Here is a 19,593-nt window from a genome sequence, read left to right as displayed (position 1 = left end):
ATTTTTGACATTTTCCTTTCTTTGCAAGAACATATTTACCATTGGTAATTTATCTCTTGAATTCCATATCATTTATATTACCAATGGTAAATAATAGCCCCTAAACGGAATTCAGCGGAGAGTCGTATTATGGAAAAAGCCTTTCTACCTATAAATATAGGAAGTTTTACCCTTCCAAACCGATTTGTAATGGGATCCATGCACCTTGGATTAGAGGGAAAAACTGGAACCGCAGAAAGAATGGCAGCATTCTACGGAAAACGTTTTGAAGGAGGCGTCGGCCTTATAGTAACCGGTGGGATCGGCGTGAACGAGGAAGCAAGAGGATCGAAGCACTTCTTTAATATACAAAATGAAGAGCATGCATCCGAACTTAGTAAGATGAACGACCTTCTAAACGGAAAAGGGATTATGTGCGCTCAACTTTTCCACGCGGGACGTTATGCGTTTGATAGGAATTGTGTGGGCCCTTCTGCCATCCGCGCTCCGATCAATAGATATATTCCTAGAGCTCTCACAGAAGAAGAATGTTGGAAAACTGCAGAAGATTTCGGGATCGCTGCGAAACTCGCAAGAGAAACGGGATTTGGAGCGGTGGAAATTATGGGAAGCGAAGGATATCTCATTAACCAATTCTTCTCTCCTGTGACAAATCATCGTGACGACCATTTTGGGGGAGATCCAAAAAGAAGAATGAATATGGCTGTCGAAGTTTTAAGGGCAGTCGTAAAAAACCTACCGGAAGGTTTCCCGATAATTTTCAGAATGTCCGGAATCGATCTGATCCCAGGAAATCCAACTTTCGAAGAAGTATGCGATCTTGCTCAAACTTTAAAGCAAGAAGGTGTATCTGCATTGAATATCGGGATTGGATGGCATGAGTCCAGGATACCTACTATAAGCCAATTAGTTCCGAGAGGAGCTTGGGCAAACATTGCTGGACGGATCAAAGAAAAGACCCCTGGTATTCCTATTATTGCCTCGAATCGAGTAAATGATCCGATCACTGCGCAAAGAATTTTTGATAAGAATCAGGCAGATATAATTTCTATGGCGAGGCCGTTTCTCGCGGACCCGTTTATCGTAAAAAAGATCCAGTCAGGTATGTCAAACCGGATCAATACATGTATCGCATGCAACCAATCCTGTTTGGACCACGCTTTTGTGGATAAGTCGGTTTCCTGTCTAGTAAATCCTCAAGCAGTAAATGAATTGGAATATAAGATAGATCCCGCTGTGAAATCTCAAAAAGTTGTGGTGATCGGCTCCGGCCCAGGAGGACTGGAAGCTGCAAGAGCGAGCGCTTCTCTAGGTCATAAAGTTATATTGCTCGAAAAAGCCGATCAGCTAGGAGGACAGTTCCTTCTTGCATCGAATATCCCAGGCAAATCGGAATTCAAAGAGACTATCCGTTATTTCAAGAATGAACTTCCGGCGCTCGGAGTGGATATCCGTTTAAATACAAATTGCGACCTAAAGTTGCTGGAAGAATTGGATCCGGATTCGATCATATTTGCAACCGGTGTTAAGCCGAGAGAATTTACCCTACCTGGCATAAATACTCTTCCGGTTGGAAATTATACGGAATATTTGACCGGGAAATTCAAACCGGGAAAAAAAGTGGCCGTGATCGGAGGAGGAGGGATCGGTGTCGATGTAGCTCATAAGCTCACCGAAGAAAACGATCCTGATCTAGAATCTTATTCAAAAAAATATAATATCGATTCGTATACGAATACGGTTATCCAGCCCCACAAATCGGAAAGAGATGTTGCGATTTTTAGAAGAAGCGGGAAACATGGCGCCGGTTTGGGACCTACTACTTTTTGGGCTCTTAAACAAGAATTAGAAGCGTCCGGAGTAGAATTCTTTCAGGGACTCAACTATAAGGAAATCACGAAAGACGGCCTAAAGATAACTATGAAAAATGGAGAAGAGGTTCTTTATCCATGCGATTCACTGATCCTTTGTGTGGGACAGGAAAAAGAAAGTTCTCTCTATGAAACGTACAAATCTTTATACCCGCAAAAACAAATATTCGTTATTGGTGGAGCAAAGGATTCTAAGGGGATCGATGCAGAGAGAGCGTTTCTGGAAGGATTGAATGCGGCCTATAGTATTGGAAAAGAAAACAAAGTCGCAGCGACAGTATAGATGAAGAAGGGAATATGATTGCTAATAATTATTTTACGGACGACGAAGATTTAAAACTAATTTTCGAACATTTAATCGATTGGAATTCGATTGTAACTTCTACAGAAGGCGAAGAATTTTTCGAACACGAACTTTATAAGAAGACGAATAACCCAAGATACGAAATGGCTCCTTCTAACGTCCAAGAAGCGGTAGAATTATACAGATCGAGTCTTGAATCCTTAGGCGAATTTTTCGGAAAGGATGTTTCTCAACTTTCTAGCCTCATGGATAGGAAACATTTGCGCTATGAAAATGGAAAAGTGATCTTCCCCGAAGAAACAACATCGATATACGAAAAGTTCCGGGACACAGGACTAATGCCATTTTCCATTTCCAGAGAAGCGGGAGGGCTTGGGCTACCGGGAACCATGAGCGCATTTTACGGAATGATCATGGCGAGAGCGGACGTTTCTTTTTGTATGACAGTCGCTCTTCTCAATCTAGCACAAATCGTTTCCAGATACGGAACAGAAGAGCAAATAGAAAATTTTGCGGCGAAAGCGGCAACCGGCGAAACTCTTTTTGCAATGTCTCTTACTGAACCGGATTTCGGATCCGACCTAAACAACGTCAGGACGACCGCCGTAAAAATGGAAGACGGAAGCTATCGTCTAAACGGAACGAAACGTTTCATATCCCAAGGTTGTGGACTCGGTCCCTACCCATCTAGCCTATTAACTCTTGCTCGAACAGGGAATGCAGGAGCTCGAGGACTATCCGTATTCTTAGTTAAAAGTGAGGATGTAGCTGTAGCAGGGATTGAAACAAAAATGGGAATCCACGCATCTCCTACCTGCGAAATCGTATATGAAAACAGTTATGGTGAACTCTTAGGCCAAGAAGGACTAGGCCTCACTAGATATACTACCGGTATGACAAACTTTATGAGACTCGGAAGTGCCGCATGCGGACCAGGTAGTGGAGCAGGAGCATATTATGAATCTCGAAAATACGCGGAAGAAAGGCACCAATTCGGAAAACCGATCGCAGAGATCCCAGCCGTTGCCGAAATGCTCAATAAAATCAAAAGGGAAGTAAACGCATCCAGACTTCTCACATTTGAAACCGCACGTGTTGTGGATATGTACCAACACCACCAGATCCGTTTGGAAAAAGCGAATAAGGAAGACAGAGAGATCCGCAAAGACGAAAGAGTAAAAAAATGGGGAAACCTCGCCTCAGTGCTAACTCCCATCTCTAAATACTATTGCTCGGAAGAAGGACATAAATGTGCGGGCCTTGCGATCCAAATTCACGGCGGAGCAGGTTATACCGAAGATTACGATGTGGCTAGGATATTTAGGGATTCTAGGATCAATACGATCTACGAAGGAACAAGTCAGATCCATGTTAGAATTGCAGTCGGCGCAATCGTGGCGGGAATGACGGGGGAAGGAAACTTCAAAAAATATCTGGAATCGATTAAAGCGGAAATAAAATCCCCTTCTAAATTCCTGAATGAACAATCCGAAATTTTCGAAGATGCAATAGTAAAATTTAGGTCAATCGCAGAAGATCATGTAAAAGAAAGGGTCGCGGAAAATCTAATGATCATTACTTCGAGATATCTATGCAGCATGTTATATGAGAAAGCTTTGATAAAACTGAAACAAACCGATCAGTTCGATCGTTGGGCCACGGATTGTAAAGCATACGTAATCGACAGTACTGCGATTTCGAAAGCATGTATCTATAGAATAGAAAATGCGGTTTAAAACAACCTAAACAATCCGACGTTTATTTTAGGAACTTAGGAATAAAAGAAGTCTTTTCGGGATAAAACTGAGAAGCAAGTAAGAATATAAAAATACTTACCGCAATTCCTATAGATGCCAGAAGAACATCCTTACCTACTTTGCGGAATGTCTCCAAATAAGGAGCGTCCCTGTAGGTAAGGAAATTTAACACAATCTCTCTTCCCGCAAGCATACCTAAGAATACCCAGGTGGTGGACATAGGCATATTGCTTATCTTTTGGAATAATATTAGAATACTAGCATATACCAGGTCCACGATTGTGGCTGCCTTGGACCATTGGATGTCGGACTTCTCCGTTACTATCTCCTGGATAGTTCCGCCGTTCGTATACAATATGATACCAAGAGCGCCGATCAGAATGGAAACAGCGCCTGCAAGCTCCATCCAATTCAATTGTCTAGGAAGATATACGACTATATTGGCGGCATCTTGAGCAAGCCAAGCTGCCCATAAAAATAAAGTGGAAAACCATTGAAGGATCGCCCATTTTCTTTCGGTTCTTGGATCGGGCATATGATCATCGTAATATTCTTTCGGATCGACTTTTACCAAGATCCCCCAAACTATCAGCGCAGTGATGAATGCGATCATGTATCCCAAAAAGGATTTGGTCAGCATCTTCTCTATATTCTGTCCGCCGAATAATCCTAAGATCAAAAACGTGGTAGAGATCGGAGATTTCATCCGAGTGATCACAACTAGAATGATAGGCGCAATCAATTGTAGAAAATTATATTCAGCCGGAGGAGTAAAGTTATCCAATCTATGAAAATGAACTTCTCCGCTTGCAGACCACCAAGCATATCCGAACACCAAAGCAAGAATTCCGCCCAAGGCCGCAAGTTTCGGTAACCAATGTACCGATTTTTTACTTTCGATAAAGGTACCAACGGTTTGGACAGCGTCGTTGCCCGCTACGGAAAATGCGGAGATACAAAATGCGAACCAGCCAAGTATATAGGAAGAAATCCCCAAATAATACCCTACACTCATGAACATAAAGGACAGAAATACCAATGTATAAAACCGGATCTGGTCCTTAAAAGAGGGATGTTGGAAATCGATATGATTCATGAGGGACCCGGAGGGTTTCGCTTGTTTAGAATTAATTTAGTATAGGAAAAAAGGAGAAGCCCAAACGGTCAAGGTGTATCGGCCCATATTTAGGGGTCGAAAACGGGGCTAAAAATAAAAACGGGCCTTGATTTGAGACCCGTCCTTACGAAAAACTAGAGGGACTGCCCTAAGTTCTATTCTAAGTAATGTTTACTGTATCTTGATTCGATGTCTTTGATATCGAATATTATAAAGAAGTCGGTAGTCTTAAAAACTGCATCCAATGCTGGAATTCCGCAGATTGTCGATCCGGCTCTAATATACCCCTTGATTAACGCAGGGATTCTTTTAGAAACTTCTTTGATATCTTCCGGAGAATAGTTCTGGTCGAAACCTGGCATCTCGAATCCAGGGAGCGGTTTTACGTCGAAAGCTTCTCCAGCAAGAGCTTGTTTATCTTTCAAAAACGCATAAACATCATTTGCAGATTGAGCATCCGTACTGTGAACTGAACCGCAACCGAATAGGTATCCGATATTGTTCTTCTTCATATATTGAGCGAGCCCGCCCCAAAGAAGAGAGATTACGGATCCATCTCTGTATTCTGGATGAACACAACTGCGTCCGATCTCAGCAGGTTCTCTTTCTAATTCGTAAATTTTAGTGATATCGAATTCGTTGTCGGAGTAAAATCCGATATTTGCTTTAGCGACACTTCTGCGTAGGATACGATAAGTTCCGACGATCATATCATTTCTGTTCTTATCTACTACGATAAGGTGGTCGCAAAATAAATCGTATTCGTCTCTGTCTTTACGAGTCGCCGCGGATTGAGGTAATCCTTCGCCCAACTCCAGATTGAATACATCGTAACGAAGAGCTAAAGTTCTTTCGATCTCGAGTTGGTTCTCTGCGATCCTTACTTCAAGCTTACGTTCTACTTTTTGCTTTTTTTGGACTGTTCCTGATCCCATTGTCGTCCTTCTTTTCCTTGTTAGGATGCTTCTATCTATCATCCTAAATGGTTACAGTCGGATTACGCTGGAAAGAAATTCCGATGACTGGACTGGCCGATTATCCTGCCATTCTGCGGAGAGAGGCAAGTTTTTTGACATAATCGCCGAGGAATTCCTTCCCTTTTAGGTCGATTTGTGTGAACTGGAGCCCGAAAAGGCCCTGTGCTTCCTTGGAAGCGCTCAAGTGTTTGATCTTGCCTAATGCTTTAAATGGCTTGTACCCGGGCAAAGAAACCACAATTTCCACACTGGAGTGTATATCGCATCCATCAAATTTATGAGGAACACGTACTGCGATCCCTCCCTCGCTAACGTCCTGGGCGACAAGAATATCTAAAAAACCGTTTCCCATCAATTGGAGTTGAACTGGTTGTTTAGGGAAAGGGACTACCCTTACCTGTTTTCTTTTCTCCATCCGAGGACCCTCCGGAATAGAATAATGGCCAAACCTATATTATAAATGGATAAGACGAGAGAAGAAAACGGTTTTCTTACGAAAAATAATCACGTAACACTTGTTCAAAATAGTGCTAAGTATTTAGTCCCAACTCTGCCTCTGCTCCTTCAACTAAAGATAGTTTATATGTGGAAAGTATCTTGGAGACCTTCTTCTCAAACTTACGATTAAATACGAAGAAGTTCAAAGATTTTTCCAGAAAGAGAATCATTTCAATCGGTTTCCATTGGATCACTCCTCGTTTTGCATCCACGATCTTTCCGTGTTGCAATAATGTAGAGATCGCTCTGATAGAATGTTTTGGGAAAGTTGTCCTTAAAGCTTGGTAAAGAGCTTTGGAGTCTGCTTCCAAAAAATGGAATTTACGGGAAAAGAGTACCGCATCATGAAAATATTCCGGTCGGATCACTGCGCCGTTCAATCTAAGTGAGATGATCAAAAATCCGATCAGGTCGGACATCTCTGGGAAGATCCCAAGACCGGGAACATCCTGTCCAGGATACAAACGAGTAGCGTCTCTACCTTCCTGTTTCGGATGACGTGTCTGGAGCCAATTCACGACCAGATATTTTTCTTTAAAGAAGTAATCGTTAAGGCGTATCCTATATTCTTGGATGCTTAAACGTAGATGGACTAAAATTTCGTTCTGGAAAGTGAGAATGAGTTTTTGGTAGGTATCGTCGCTTCCGGATAGATCCAGTTGGAATGAGTCATATCCTCTTTTTTTGAGTTCTGCCAGTACTCCAGTGATCTCGAAAAGTTCCCAAACATTTTCTTTGGTTAGAGAGTGAAATAGAACTCCGGATTGTGCGACATGAGAGTCCACCGCCGCACATAAAAAGTCGTCGTATACAAAATCGAAAAAACGCGGATTATTGTATGCAACCTTACCCATCTAATCTTTCGCTTTCTTAACAGTCTGGCAGATTTCTTCCTTTTTTCAAGGAAATAAATCTGGTCACCAAACTATCTGAGAAATATCAAAGTTTAGATCTGAAGTTCGAGTAGGCTTTCAAAACCTGATCAGCAGCTTCTGTTTGAGGATAATGTCCTATGCCTGGGAGTTCATACACTTTCGCGTCCGGTCTCATCTCTCTCAACCGATCCACTACATGTCTACCGCTGACTGGATCTTCTAAACCGTCCGCCAACGCGTACTGGATCGGACTGTCTAGTATCGCTCCCACCCATCTATCTCTGAAAATTTTTCTTTCTCTCATATATCTTATCAATTTGTGATAGATCGCTTTTCCTCCTCCGTTGTTCACACATTCCCAGAATCCGTCCAATTCCTCTTTGCCCGGCTTGGTGTTTGGTCCGAATACTTCAGAAAAATTTTTTTGAAAGGAAGTCTTGTTCACTAACCTAGAGAATAAAAATCCAAAAGGACCGTTTAATAATTTTTGCACAGCCCTAGGCCTATGGGTCTCCGGAAAGATCCCGCCATTCAGAAAGAATACAGATTCTAAGTCGGGACCGCCGATCCTTTGGCCGGATAACTTCTCCCTAAATCTTGCTACTAATTCCTGTGCAACTGTATCTCCTAGATCATGGGCAAGAAGGTGAACCTTTTGGATACCTTGCTCTTGTAGGAAAAATTCCGCCTGGTCCGCGTATTGAAAAATGGAATAATGTCCGTCTTTCGGTTTTTCGGAAAAACCGAAGCCCAGATAATCGAAGGTAAGGACTTTATATTGACGAGTAAGAGTTTCCCATACATCCTTCCAATCCCAGGAAGAAGTGGGAAAACCATGTAACAGAAGAAGCGCTTCTCCTTCTCCGCCTATCCTATAGAATAGTTTTCTTTTTTTCCATTCAAAGAAAGCCCCTGATGCCTTCCAGGCCAAAGGGTGGGTTCTCCAAAGCGGTTCCGACATAGACTCCTCCAGAAGAGGCAATATTGTATCGTGTGCTTTCGGAATGGGAAGTGCAAAATCTTTAACGCGAAAGAAATTTTAGTCCATCGCATCTAGAAGGTTGGATAGAAAAACTTTTCTTTCTTTGCCTTCCGGAAATCTGCCAAGTCCCGCTCCCATATTATCTTTGAGATGAGAAATCTTAGAAGTAGCTGGGATAGCACATGTCACGGCGGGATGAGAAAGAATGTATTTTAAGAAGGCCTGTGCAAAAGATAAACAATCCCATTCTTTAAAATATTCAGGTAACGTTTTACCTTTTGTATTTCTAAAAAGCCCACCTTCTTCGAAGGGCCGATTGATCAAAACCGCGATCCCATGTTCTTGGGCAAAAGGTAAGATCCTATTTTCAGCTTCTCTTGTTTGGATAGAATAAGGTATTTGCAAAAAGTCCGGCTTTTCCTTTTCGGAGATACGCTCCATCTCCCCGAATGCTGAAACTGTAAAATGAGTTAAGCCGATATATCTGATCTTTCCATTTTCTTTTAAACCCCTTAATGTTTTTAGATGAGTTTGAGTATCTAGTAAATTATGGATTTGGAATAGATCGATCTTCTCGGCTTTCATCTTTTTGAAAGAAGCCTCTATCTGAGATTTTCCGGCAGCTTCTCCCCTAATCCAAACCTTTGTGGCTAAGAAAAATTTTTTTCTTTCCGCATCTGTAAAATCCTTAGATAAGATCCCGAAAATCTCTTCCGAACGACCATACATGGGAGAAGAGTCTACTACACCTCCGCCGATATGTAAGAACTCCGACAAAACTTCCCTTAAAGGAGCCAAAGAAGAAGGATCCGGATCCACGTCTAAAGTCTGCCAAGTACCTAAACCGATTGCAGGAATTTCTTCTCCAGTTTTTGGAATCTTACGTTTTAACATTTTAGAGGCTCCGGACGTTTGAGAAAATAACGGAGAAATCATTCTCTCCGAAAGACTTATACCTGCGGCAGATAACGCCAAAAGTTTCAGGAACTTTTTTCTGGAATAAGAACTTTCCATGAAATTCTCCCCAAGCGACCGAATTTTAAGGACAGTCTGCCAGAAGACTCAACTAAAAATTAATGAGCCTCGTCCCAGTTTTGTCCGAATTTTCCCTCTACCTTGATCGGAACATCCAAAGGAAGCGCATTCTCCATTAGTTTTTTGCAAACTTTCAGGAACTCGTCCTTCTCCGATTTATAAACTTCGAATACCAATTCGTCATGCACTTGGAGAAGAAGTTTGGATTTCCATTTTCTTTTTTCGATCTCGTCTTGGATCTGGATCATTGCGATCTTGATCATGTCGGCGCAGGTTCCTTGGATAGGAGTGTTGATCGCTACCCTTTTAGCTCCTTCTTTTGCCTGACGATGTGTGGATGTTATGTCCGGGACAGGTCTTCTTCTTCCTTTCATGGTCTCCACATAACCCTTCTCTTCACAGAAGGCGATCATATCATCCATATACTTTTGGACACCCGGATACTGAGTTAAATAACGATCTATAAAATTTTTAGCCTCTTCTCTGGATATCCTAAGGTTACGACTAAGACCGTAAGGAGTGACTCCGTATATTACGGAAAAGTTAACAACCTTTGCCTTGTCCCTCATCTCAGGAGTGACCTTATCCTCCGCAACTCCGTAGATGGCGGCAGCGGTCCTTTTATGGATATCGATCCCTTTTTTATAGGCATCCATCATGGCAGGATCCTTTGAAATATGCGCCATGATCCTTAGTTCAATTTGGGAATAATCCAAACTTAAGATCTCAAAATCCTTATGGCCGGAGATAAAACCTTTTCGGATCAATCTCCCTTCTTTTTCCCGGATAGGGATATTTTGTAAGTTTGGGTCCGTCGAGGAAAGTCTTCCCGTCGCGGCGATCGTCATATTATAACTGGTATGAATTCTTCCATCTTTTGGAGAGGCCATACTAGGAAGAGTATCCACATACGTGGATATCAACTTCGTATATTTTCTATAGTCCAAAAGTTTTTCGATAATCGGATGTTCACCGAGTAATTCTTCTAAAACTTCGTGGTCCGTGGAATAACCTGTTTGGGTCTTTTTGACAACCCTCAGTTGTAACTCATCAAAGAGGATTTTTTGGAGTTCTTTGGTGGAAGCGATATTAAATTCTTTACCCGCAGCTCGATAAATCCCTTTTTCCAGATCTTTTACTTCTCTTTGGAAGTCTTTCGAGAGTTCGGCAAAATATTTCGCATCTACCGCAATTCCGGCCTTCTCCATTTGGGTCAAAACGGGGATCAAAGGCAGATCTATTTCCTTAAATACACTCTCTAAACCGGACTGTTTAAGCGACTTGCGAAGAACATTATATAATCTTAAAGTAATATCCGCATCTTCCGCGGCATATTCGGCGACCTTATCCAGTTCGACTTCCCAAAGATTTTTTTTGTTTTTACCCGTTCCCACTAGCTCTGCATAAGTGATCGTCTTATAATTCAGAAGATCTTCTGCAAGATCGTCCATATTAAATCTGCGACTTTCCGGCGCGAGAATATAGGCTACGATCATAGTATCAAAAACGATATTTGCGATTTCGAATCCGTGATTCTGTAGAACGATCAGATCGTATTTAATATTCTGACCTACTTTAGGTATATTCGGATCCGCTAATACAGGGCCCAATATTTCGCGAACTTGATCCAAAGGAAGAAGCTGATCCTTATTGGTAAATAGACCTTCTTGGTTATGAGTGACCGGAATATAAAAGCCGGTTCCTTCCTGGTTACATAGCGAGATCCCCAAAAGTTCCGCATCGAAAGCATATTGGGAAGTTGTCTCCGTGTCCACTGAAAGGATAGGGGACTTTTTCCAAGCTCTTGCGAGTTTAGTTAATTCTTCTACGCTTTCAACCCGCTTATAAATTCCTTTTTTAGCGTTAGACGCTTTCGCAGATCCGGCCGGTCCTTCTTCCGGTTCATCTTTCGGCGGCTCTTTTCCTACGGATTTCGCCAGATCTCTGGACAAAACATTATACCCTTGGTTTTTAAGGTATCGGATCCCTTCATCCGAAGCATAATCAGGAAGTTTCAGATCATCCTCATTGATCCCAAGATCCAAATCTCTTTTGATCGTAGCTAGATCCCTGGACATGAATGCGTTGTCTTTGTGTTCTATAAGCTTGGTCTTCATGCCGGGATTTTTGATCTTTTCGATATTCTTATAGATCCCTTCCAGGTTTTTATATTCTTGGATCAGTTTAGAAGCTCCCTTCTCCCCGATACCTTTTACTCCTGGAATATTATCGGAAGTATCCCCCACGATACCCATATAGTCTGGGATCTGTTTTACATCCACGCCTAGTTCTTCTTTTACCCAGGAGGAGTCGATCTCCACAAATTCGGTGACTCCTTTTTTGCCCCGAAGCATCTTAATATTCTTTTTTTCTAATAATTGATATAAGTCTTTGTCCCCGGAAAAGATAAGTATCTCTTTTGCGGAAGATTTATAATTCTCAGCAAGTGTCCCTATAATGTCGTCCGCTTCGTGTTTCTCTATCCGAAGGATCTTGAAGCCTAAAATTTTCAGTGTTTCCATGATCTCGTTCAACTGAGGACGTAGATCTTCCGGCATCGGTTTACGATTTGCTTTATATTCCGCAAATGTGGCTCCCCTTTCCAACGGACCGCCAGGATCGAAAGTCATTGCCACATGAGTCGGAGCGTAATCTTCGAATAATTTGAATAACATTCTGAAAAACCCGAAAACCGCACCGCTAGGTTGTCCGGTTTTGGAATTTTTCAAATTAGAAGCTGCAAAGGCGTAATATGCCCTGAATGCGAACGCGTGACCGTCAACTATGAGTAATTTTTTCATGCTGCTTCCCCCGATTTTCCTTTCGAACCGGAATAAATCTCTTCTCCCAACAAACTATAATAAGCCAGTTCTGTCTTCTTGATGGTATTTTTAACTGAAAATCTTTTTACGGATTCCTTATTAAATGCCCCCATAGACCTGCGAATTTTAGGATCTTCTAATAGAGTTTTATAAGAAGAAGCTAGTGATACCGCATCTCCTACTTCGGAAATGAATGCACCTTTTCCTTCCGTCAACATTTCCGCGATGCCGCCGCCGTTTGTGGCGACGATCGGTAAACCGGATGCCATCGCGTCTAAAACGGAAGTTCCTAGTCCTTCTTCTTTGGAAGTTAACGTAAAGATATCGAATATGGAAAGAAGTTCGGAGATATCCGTTCTAAATCCCGTGAAGATCACTTTATCCAAAAGTTTCTTTTCGGAAGCGATACGTTCCAGTTCTTTCCTGAGCTCGCCTTCACCTACGATAAGGACTTTATATTTTTTATCCGTCTCGACTTTAGACAAAGCGTCGAGTAATGTTTTTTGGTCCTTATGATCTACTAACGCGGCAATATTTCCGATAATCAGTTCGTCTTTAGAAAGATTGAATTCTTTTCTTAGATAAGAAGTATCGTTTGCTTTCTTGGAAACGCCTAGATCGATCCCGCTATAAACAGTCACTACCTTGGCTGGATCTATCCCATCCATAATCAGAATTTCACGGATACGATTAGAAACACTTAAGTAAAGATCCACTCTATCAGAAACATATTTACGTTTGCTGAACCAATTCTTTCGAAGTCTGAAGTCCACTCTTCTGGACACTACAAGCTTCACTTGAGGATGTTTTGCTTTCGCCATCCAAGCGATCGAATGCGCTTTTGCAGTATGAGCATGAATGAGTTTGATCCCTTTGGAAACGATCAGTTCTTGCAGAGCCTTTACTGAACCGAAGTCCCATTCTCCTTTTAAAGGGAGAGTAACTGTTGGAAGTCCAACCTCATTAGCGCGGGTCTCTAATGCAGAGCCTGGTTTACATAGAATGAGTTGGGGGATTTTGTGTTTTTTTAAACCTTCTGCGAGAAGAAAAAGTTGCCTTTCTCCTCCTCTCCAGCCGGTTTCCGTGTCGATATGAAGAATCACCCGATCAAATTGGGGTTCTAGCTTGAATTCTGCAAGAGTTCCGCCATTTCTTTTTAGGAAAAAGTCCTGGACAAACGGGATTCGCCTTAGTGACAATTATTCCAATATAACGGAGAGTGCTCAGAATGTGTGAACTTCTAGGAATGAGCGCCAATGTTCCTACAGATATATGCTTTAGTTTCACTGGTCTTGTCCAAAGAGGTGGAAAAACAGGGCCCCATAAAGATGGATGGGGGATCGCGTTTTATGAAGGCAAAGGTTGTAGAGTTTTTCAAGACCCTCAAGCAAGTGCAGATTCTCAATTAGCGGAGCTTGTGCGCACATTCCCGATCAAAAGTAATTTAGTAATTTCTCATATCCGAAAAGCGAATCGCGGTAAGGTGGACCTAAAGAATACGCATCCTTTTGTTCGGGAACTCTGGGGCTATTATTGGACATTCGCTCATAACGGACAATTGAAAGGAGTGAAGAAGGAACCGTTAAAATTTTTTTTTCCTGTCGGCACGACTGATAGCGAATATGCTTTTTGTTGGGTGCTTTCCGAATTGAAGAAAAAATTTAAGACAAGGCCTAAAAACGAAGCACAACTCTCTCAAGAAATCCGCAAGCTGTTATCCAAGCTCGGAAAAAAAGGAGTTTCGAATATTCTAATCTCGGATTCCAAGTATTTATACGCATACTGTTCTACAAAACTAGTTTATATCACAAGAAATGCTCCCTTCGGAGAAGCCAAACTTATAGATGCGGACTTAAGTATAGATTTTAGAGAATATACAAGCCCTAAAGATGTTGTTACCGTCTTAGCCACCAGCCCTTTGACCCAAAATGAGATCTGGACCCAGTTTTTACCCGGAGAATTTCAGGTATGGAAAGAAGGAAAACAATGGCAAAGATTTTCTCCCGATATTAAATAGAAGATATGCCGGATCTTGGGACAGATCACTTCTTAATTCTAATTTAGTAATATTCTCTTTCGATTGGATATTATGTAAATTAGAAGAAGTTCCTAAAAATGAAAACCGTATTTCAAATCCATTCCGAATGTGTCTCTCACTTGATCCCTCGCATCCGATTGTGAATAAGTCCGGATATTGAGATCGAATCCGGAAGAATTATCTCCTTCCCACGTAATTCCTCTCCAATATGTGTAAGCCAACTGAAGAATATACTTCGCTCCTAAAAGAGCCAATCTGAGATCATTCCTACTTCGAACGGCATCCAGATCGTCTTGTTTGCTATGTTGATAATTTGCGAGAAAGGTAATCGCGCCAGGATCAGGCTGCGGATAGAAATTAGAATATACAAGGAACAGATTTCTGGAGTTTTCAAACTCTTCTTTTCTTTCCAATTCTTCTTGGTGGCCTTTCAGTTCCGAAAGAATCAAGATAGAAGTGATTACCATTGTTAATCTAGCTTTTCTGTATTCTTTTGCATGTAGAAGTCCCCAACCAGGAAGAACTGCACTTCTCCAGACCAAGTCCCAACGAGATCTATCTTTCGTTTCCGGCAAAGCAGTCGTCTGTTCTTGAGAATAAACGGCTGCAAACCCGAAAAAGAATATGCAAAGTAAAACGAATTTTTTCACCCAAGTCTTCCTTTTATGAATAATACGTAAACCGGACCTTTACGGTCACGAAAAAAAGGAACCTAAGAAAATTATAGAATTTCGAATACTTGGTTGCCATAAGCAAGTGGACCAAATTTAATTCTACCGACTATTTATGAAAAAAATCTCATCCTTTCTTCTTTTCTCTTTTCTAATTTTGAGCTTCACTTTTATTTTCGGATCGGAACCGGAAGACGAGATCAAAACTTTGGTTTCTTCCTTAGATTCTTGCAAAGGCTGTGTTTTTATCCGAAACGGTTCGGAACATAAACTGGACGAGGCAAAGGCTCATTTGCTCAGAAAGTATGACGCCGCCAAAAGTAAAATAAGCAGCACGGAAGATTTTATAAAAGGATTAGCGAGCAAGTCCTCTATTACAGGAACTCCTTATAAGATCAAATTCCCCGACGGAAAGGAAGTAGAATCCGAAAAATGGCTGACCGACAAACTAAATGAACTTCGCAATCCCCCGGTTGTTACCAAACAGAAAAAGAAAAAATAATGAACTTAAGCGAAAAATCGCTTAAACCCGGGAGTTATTATAGAATGACAGCGTCGAATTGACAGAGATTTATATGCGAAAGTATTTGTATCTTCTTCCGGTTTCCCTTTTATTCGCCTGCCCTCCTCCACCTAGCGAGGACCCGCTTTCTTCTCTGGTATCTGCATTAGCATTATCTAATATACAAGTCCCTGCGCAATTTACTGTCATAGATTCCACTAAACAAACTCAATTAGATGCGGTAGAAGCGACTGCGACCAAAAACTCCACATGTACCAAACTAGGCGCTTTTTATTGGGAAATAGGGGATGGTACCGGAGCTTACGGATATTCTTCCGTAAACGGTTCAGTCAACGGATCAACAGTTCTTTTAATTGCTTCCGCATCTAAATGGATCTGGGGAGCTTATGTTCTAGAGAAAGTAGGAACTCCAACATCCATAGAACAATCTTATCTTAGGATGAGATCAGGTTACGATAATTTGGACGATAACAAATGTAACCTTGCTCTTACTGTAAATGCTTGTTTCACGAACGGCCCGGGAAGAGACGGAACGAACAATAATAATTATTATAATTCAGGTGACCTAAATTACTTTTATTATAATGGGGCTCATTTCCAAGCCTATGCGGCCTTGAATCCGAGCGGCTTAACTCCTGCGCTAACGAACTACACTCGCGCTCAACTTGCAACAGAGATCGGAAACACATTATTTGGAGGCTCCAATCCGGGTATAGATTATGCGGTTCCCCAACCTGCCGGGGGAGTTAGGACTTCTGCTTCCGTTTATGCTCAGTTCTTAAGAAGAATATTAAATTCCAATTTAACAATCCGAACCTACTTAGGAGCGGATCTTGTGCCTACTTTACCTTCTGCCCATCCGACCCAAGCCAAGTATTCTCCTTTTGTTTTGGAAGATGTGCATTATTCTTACGGACATTGGGTAGAAGATTCTTCGGGAAATGATTCTGCATTTAGCAGTCCCGGAAAATTCGGATTCTATCCATGGATAGATCCGACAGTCACCACTTATGGGATCATAGCCAGATATTCCACCTCCGGCTTGGCATATGCGGAATCCGTATATTGCGGAAGACTTTTGAGAAAGGCATTCGCTACCGGAGTCGAACAATAAACTGCACCTCGGTCGCACTCTGTAATGAAAAAGTAATCCTCTCTTCATGGAGTAGATACAAGAATTTAAGATGATCGAAAGTCGATGTTTCCATCGACATATATCAGTTCTTACCCAAAAGCAGGTCCCTTTCGAATTTTAGTGGTGACCGAGACATTTCCTCCCGAGATCAACGGAGTCGCAAAAACGCTTCACAGAATGCTGGGCGATCTTTTACAAAGAGGTCACGAGATCATTCTGGTCCGTCCGAAACAAGGGCATAACGATTACGCAACAGCAAACAATAACTATAGAGAAGTATTGGTAAGAGGGGCAAAAATCCCTTTGTATGAAGACTTAAGATTCGGATTTCCGGAAAAGTATCTATTACGCAGATTAATCGAATTAGAAAAACCTGATATAGTGCATGTGGTAACCGAAGGCCCGCTCGGTTGGTCTGCAGTCAGAGCAGCAAGACATGTCGGGATCCCGATCATCAGCGATTTTAGAACGAATTTCCATGCTTATGCAAAATATTATAAATTCGGATTTGCGGGAAAACTAGTCCATAATTACCTAAAAGGACTTCATAATAGGACCCAAATAACTTTGGTCCCAACCGCGCAGATAAAAGAACAGCTAACAACGCAAGGGTACACTAACGTTCAGGTGGTCTCCAGAGGGATAGATTCCGATCTATTCCATCCGGCTCGCAGGAATTCCAAACTAAAAACGGAATGGGGATTATCATCTTCCGAACTTGGAGTTCTATACGTAGGAAGGTTGGCTCCGGAAAAAAATCTGGACCTATTGGTAAGAACATTCCGCAGGCTCCAAGCAAGAGTTACGAATGCAAAATTGATCTTAGTAGGGGGCGGACCTTCCAAAGAAAAATTGCAAAAGGAAAATCCTGATTTCATATTCAGAGGAATGAGAAAAGGAAAAGAACTAGCGGAACATTATGCTACCGGGGATCTATTTCTATTTCCTAGCCTCACCGAAACTTTCGGAAATGTGATCGTAGAAGCTATGGCGTCTGGCCTTCCGATCGTTGCTTACGACTACGCGGCCGCCAACCAACATCTAAAACACGGTAAGTCCGCCCTACTTTGCGGTTTTGATAAAGAAGAAGAATTTATGGAACAATCCTGCCTATTAGCGGAAAATAAAAAGTTGGCCACCAGACTCGGCCTCGCTGCCAGAAAGATCGCAGCTGCTTGCACTTGGGAAGATGTAACAGATTCTCTGGAAATGACTTATTCTAAACTTTCTCTTTCTAAGAAAAAATCTGCGAAGTCCAAAAAGGCGATAAAGCTGAAAGTGCAAATGGTAAGGAGTTAGTTCTTAGGTCTTACCTGCAACGTTATGCAGTTTTTTAAAAATAAGCAATAGTCAACCTACATTCGTTTAAAATCTAATTGACGATCCGTTTTTAATCTTCAAAAGTCATGACGTTTTAAATAAATTGTGGGGTGCGAAAAATGCCTTCAGACCATGAATTATTCAATTGCGGGGAAGATCATGAGATCAACTATGTTGCCGGTCGTTATCCTAACGATAAAGCGAAAGTGAAGAACTTTTTGATAGAAAGTTGCCAGAACAAAAAGATCCATCATTCGACTCATGCTCAAGTATATGAATTAATCAAAAAAGAATTAGGGCTCCCTATTCCTTAATTTTTCTCTTTAACTAACGCGCAAGGTCTTTGCAGGACTTGGTCCGAAGGACCGAGTCCGTTAAAGACCGACCCTTGCAACACAAGGGATGCGCCCAAACTCTTATAATAAATTGTTTCGGAATTTTTTTAAACGGTCTTTTTTCGCTTGTACTTTCTTCGCCTTTACTATAATGACTGGCAAATTTACCGGCAAGGAGCAAAGCCTATGCTGAAATTTCCCGGCACTCGTACGGATCATCGAGAAAGTAATCGTCCCTTCGTCACCAGAGAAAAATATCTCACCTTTCTAAAAATCGCGAATAAGTCTTCTCATTCCAGACAAAGAAGGTTTCGTAATAAAAACAGAGAAAAAAGGCAGACCTTGTCCCCATAGTTGTCTTATCATGGTTTTCCATGGAAAACCTTGACGCTAAATCTATCAGTCTCTGGATCATGGCGACCATCTATACGATCGCCGGTATTCTTCATTTTGTGATCCCTAAATTTTATATGAGGATCATGCCTCCTTGGATTCCTTATCATAAACTTATGGTACAACTCAGCGGTATCGCAGAGATCGCTTTGGGTGTAGGGCTTTTTTTCCCCCAAACCAAAGTGTTGGCGGCTTGGGGCGTTGTACTTCTATTGATTGCAGTTTTTCCGGCTAACGTGTATCATTTCCAATCTAGGACCCGAAAAGATCCTCCTACTTGGGCTCTTCTTCTCAGACTTCCTTTGCAGTTGCTTCTGATTTACTGGGCTTACACTTTTACGTACTAAGTTCTCTGTTTATTTGTAGGAGCTTCGGCATGGCGATGGCCACGAATGTTGGAGTTCCTACATGTGGATAAGTATGTATGCTGGAATAACTACATGCTATCATAATCCTTCCTTTCAAATCCTCGTACACAATCGATCTGATTTCTTTTGCTCACAAAAGTAGCAGCTTTATCTTTTATTTTAGTCAAAAATTTATTGAAATGGTTTCAGAAGAAGATACTCTCCCTTCTTAGTTTTTGGAGTTTCTTTATGTTCAAGTTATGGATAGCGATTTGTGGAAGCGTTTTGATTTTGGGTCTTACTTTTTCTTCTTCAAGGGTTCTTGCGAATACTAAATACAGCGTATTCTGCGCTGACGGTAAAATTGAAGCGGATTCCCGTACCTTGGATCAGATGAAATCGGCTCGAGGCTCGAACGTTTGTCTTCTGAAAGAATTCGATTATTCTTCCGACGCTGATAATTATGCTCAATCTATCGGAGGAAAAGGTTCCGCCTGTAGCTGCAATTAAGTTTAAAAGCCGGAGTAATCGTTAATCTAGGACCTCGTCTGAAATTTCATTTATATCCGGCTTAGTTTTGAGCATTGTACGAC

At 41.6% G+C, this 19,593-nt stretch carries 18 protein-coding genes; 9 read left to right on the top strand and 9 right to left on the bottom strand.

The genetic code is table 11. The features are described 5' to 3' along the window. The first annotated feature begins 129 nt into the window (after positions 1–129). Both LEP1GSC185_RS05025 and LEP1GSC185_RS05020 read left to right on the top strand, forming a co-directional pair. Positions 130–2,154, top strand: a complete 2,025-nt coding sequence (locus LEP1GSC185_RS05025) for an oxidoreductase (protein WP_008595694.1) — start codon at positions 130–132, stop codon at positions 2,152–2,154. Positions 2,155–2,168: 14 nt separating this feature from the next. Further along, positions 2,169–3,911, top strand: coding sequence for an acyl-CoA dehydrogenase family protein (locus LEP1GSC185_RS05020; RefSeq protein WP_008593668.1), 1,743 nt, complete (start codon positions 2,169–2,171; stop codon positions 3,909–3,911). A 22-nt stretch (positions 3,912–3,933) separates the two neighbouring features. Here LEP1GSC185_RS05020 and LEP1GSC185_RS05015 read toward each other — a convergent pair whose 3' ends face one another. The 8 genes from LEP1GSC185_RS05015 to LEP1GSC185_RS04980 all read right to left on the bottom strand — a co-directional run bounded on the left by LEP1GSC185_RS05015 (position 3,934) and on the right by LEP1GSC185_RS04980 (position 13,341). Beyond that, entirely contained in the window at positions 3,934–5,028 is a 1,095-nt protein-coding gene (locus LEP1GSC185_RS05015) for a hypothetical protein (RefSeq protein WP_008593798.1), read from the bottom strand. Positions 5,029–5,204: 176 nt separating this feature from the next. Further along, positions 5,205–5,984: a GNAT family N-acetyltransferase gene (locus tag LEP1GSC185_RS05010; protein WP_008594732.1), complete on the bottom strand. Its 780-nt coding sequence runs from the start codon at positions 5,982–5,984 to the stop codon at positions 5,205–5,207. Positions 5,985–6,084: 100 nt separating this feature from the next. Further along, positions 6,085–6,441 carry a PilZ domain-containing protein gene (locus LEP1GSC185_RS05005; RefSeq protein WP_008593603.1) on the bottom strand — a complete coding sequence of 119 codons (357 nt, stop codon included), beginning with the start codon at positions 6,439–6,441 and terminating at the stop codon, positions 6,085–6,087. Positions 6,442–6,556: 115 nt separating this feature from the next. Next, positions 6,557–7,378: a hypothetical protein gene (locus tag LEP1GSC185_RS05000; RefSeq protein WP_008595164.1), complete on the bottom strand. Its 822-nt coding sequence runs from the start codon at positions 7,376–7,378 to the stop codon at positions 6,557–6,559. Between the two features lie 85 nt (positions 7,379–7,463). Then, entirely contained in the window at positions 7,464–8,360 is an 897-nt protein-coding gene (locus LEP1GSC185_RS04995; protein ID WP_008595663.1) for an alpha/beta fold hydrolase, read from the bottom strand. A gap of 78 nt (positions 8,361–8,438) precedes the next feature. After that, entirely contained in the window at positions 8,439–9,395 is a 957-nt protein-coding gene (locus LEP1GSC185_RS04990) for an aldo/keto reductase (RefSeq protein ID WP_008594006.1), read from the bottom strand. A gap of 59 nt (positions 9,396–9,454) precedes the next feature. Then, positions 9,455–12,217, bottom strand: a complete 2,763-nt coding sequence (gene polA / locus LEP1GSC185_RS04985) for a DNA polymerase I (RefSeq protein ID WP_008595425.1) — start codon at positions 12,215–12,217, stop codon at positions 9,455–9,457. Beyond that, positions 12,214–13,341 (bottom strand): glycosyltransferase, encoded by a 1,128-nt coding sequence (locus LEP1GSC185_RS04980; RefSeq protein WP_008593608.1) that lies wholly within the window; start codon positions 13,339–13,341, stop codon positions 12,214–12,216. The genes polA and LEP1GSC185_RS04980 overlap by 4 nt, the downstream gene beginning before the upstream one ends. Before the next feature lie 125 nt (positions 13,342–13,466). Here LEP1GSC185_RS04980 and LEP1GSC185_RS04975 point away from each other — a divergent pair, with 125 nt between their 5' ends. Beyond that, positions 13,467–14,255, top strand: coding sequence for a class II glutamine amidotransferase (locus tag LEP1GSC185_RS04975; RefSeq protein WP_008595045.1), 789 nt, complete (start codon positions 13,467–13,469; stop codon positions 14,253–14,255). A 92-nt stretch (positions 14,256–14,347) separates the two neighbouring features. On the opposite strand, the gene LEP1GSC185_RS04970 is transcribed toward LEP1GSC185_RS04975, so the two are convergent. After that, entirely contained in the window at positions 14,348–14,926 is a 579-nt protein-coding gene (locus LEP1GSC185_RS04970; protein ID WP_008595810.1) for a hypothetical protein, read from the bottom strand. Between the two features lie 136 nt (positions 14,927–15,062). Here LEP1GSC185_RS04970 and LEP1GSC185_RS04965 point away from each other — a divergent pair, with 136 nt between their 5' ends. The 6 genes from LEP1GSC185_RS04965 (at position 15,063) to LEP1GSC185_RS04940 (ending at position 19,510) form a co-directional block, all read left to right on the top strand. Continuing rightward, entirely contained in the window at positions 15,063–15,449 is a 387-nt protein-coding gene (locus tag LEP1GSC185_RS04965) for a YfeK family protein (RefSeq protein WP_008594999.1), read from the top strand. A gap of 73 nt (positions 15,450–15,522) precedes the next feature. Next, positions 15,523–16,584: a hypothetical protein gene (locus LEP1GSC185_RS04960; RefSeq protein WP_008594188.1), complete on the top strand. Its 1,062-nt coding sequence runs from the start codon at positions 15,523–15,525 to the stop codon at positions 16,582–16,584. A gap of 84 nt (positions 16,585–16,668) precedes the next feature. Then, positions 16,669–17,904 carry a glycosyltransferase family 4 protein gene (locus LEP1GSC185_RS04955; protein WP_008596186.1) on the top strand — a complete coding sequence of 412 codons (1,236 nt, stop codon included), beginning with the start codon at positions 16,669–16,671 and terminating at the stop codon, positions 17,902–17,904. 140 nt (positions 17,905–18,044) lie between these two features. After that, entirely contained in the window at positions 18,045–18,239 is a 195-nt protein-coding gene (locus tag LEP1GSC185_RS04950; protein ID WP_008595552.1) for a hypothetical protein, read from the top strand. Positions 18,240–18,634: 395 nt separating this feature from the next. Further along, positions 18,635–19,000 (top strand): DoxX family protein, encoded by a 366-nt coding sequence (locus LEP1GSC185_RS04945; protein ID WP_008594562.1) that lies wholly within the window; start codon positions 18,635–18,637, stop codon positions 18,998–19,000. A gap of 249 nt (positions 19,001–19,249) precedes the next feature. Beyond that, on the top strand, positions 19,250–19,510 hold the full coding sequence (locus LEP1GSC185_RS04940) for a hypothetical protein (protein ID WP_008595001.1): 261 nt from the start codon (positions 19,250–19,252) through the stop codon (positions 19,508–19,510). The last annotated feature ends 83 nt before the right edge of the window (positions 19,511–19,593 follow it).

Source organism: Leptospira licerasiae serovar Varillal str. VAR 010, assembly GCF_000244755.1.
GTDB lineage: Bacteria > Spirochaetota > Leptospiria > Leptospirales > Leptospiraceae > Leptospira_B > Leptospira_B licerasiae.
The sequence above is the reverse complement of the archived record's forward strand: the minus strand, read 5'-3'. Positions and strand labels throughout refer to the sequence as shown.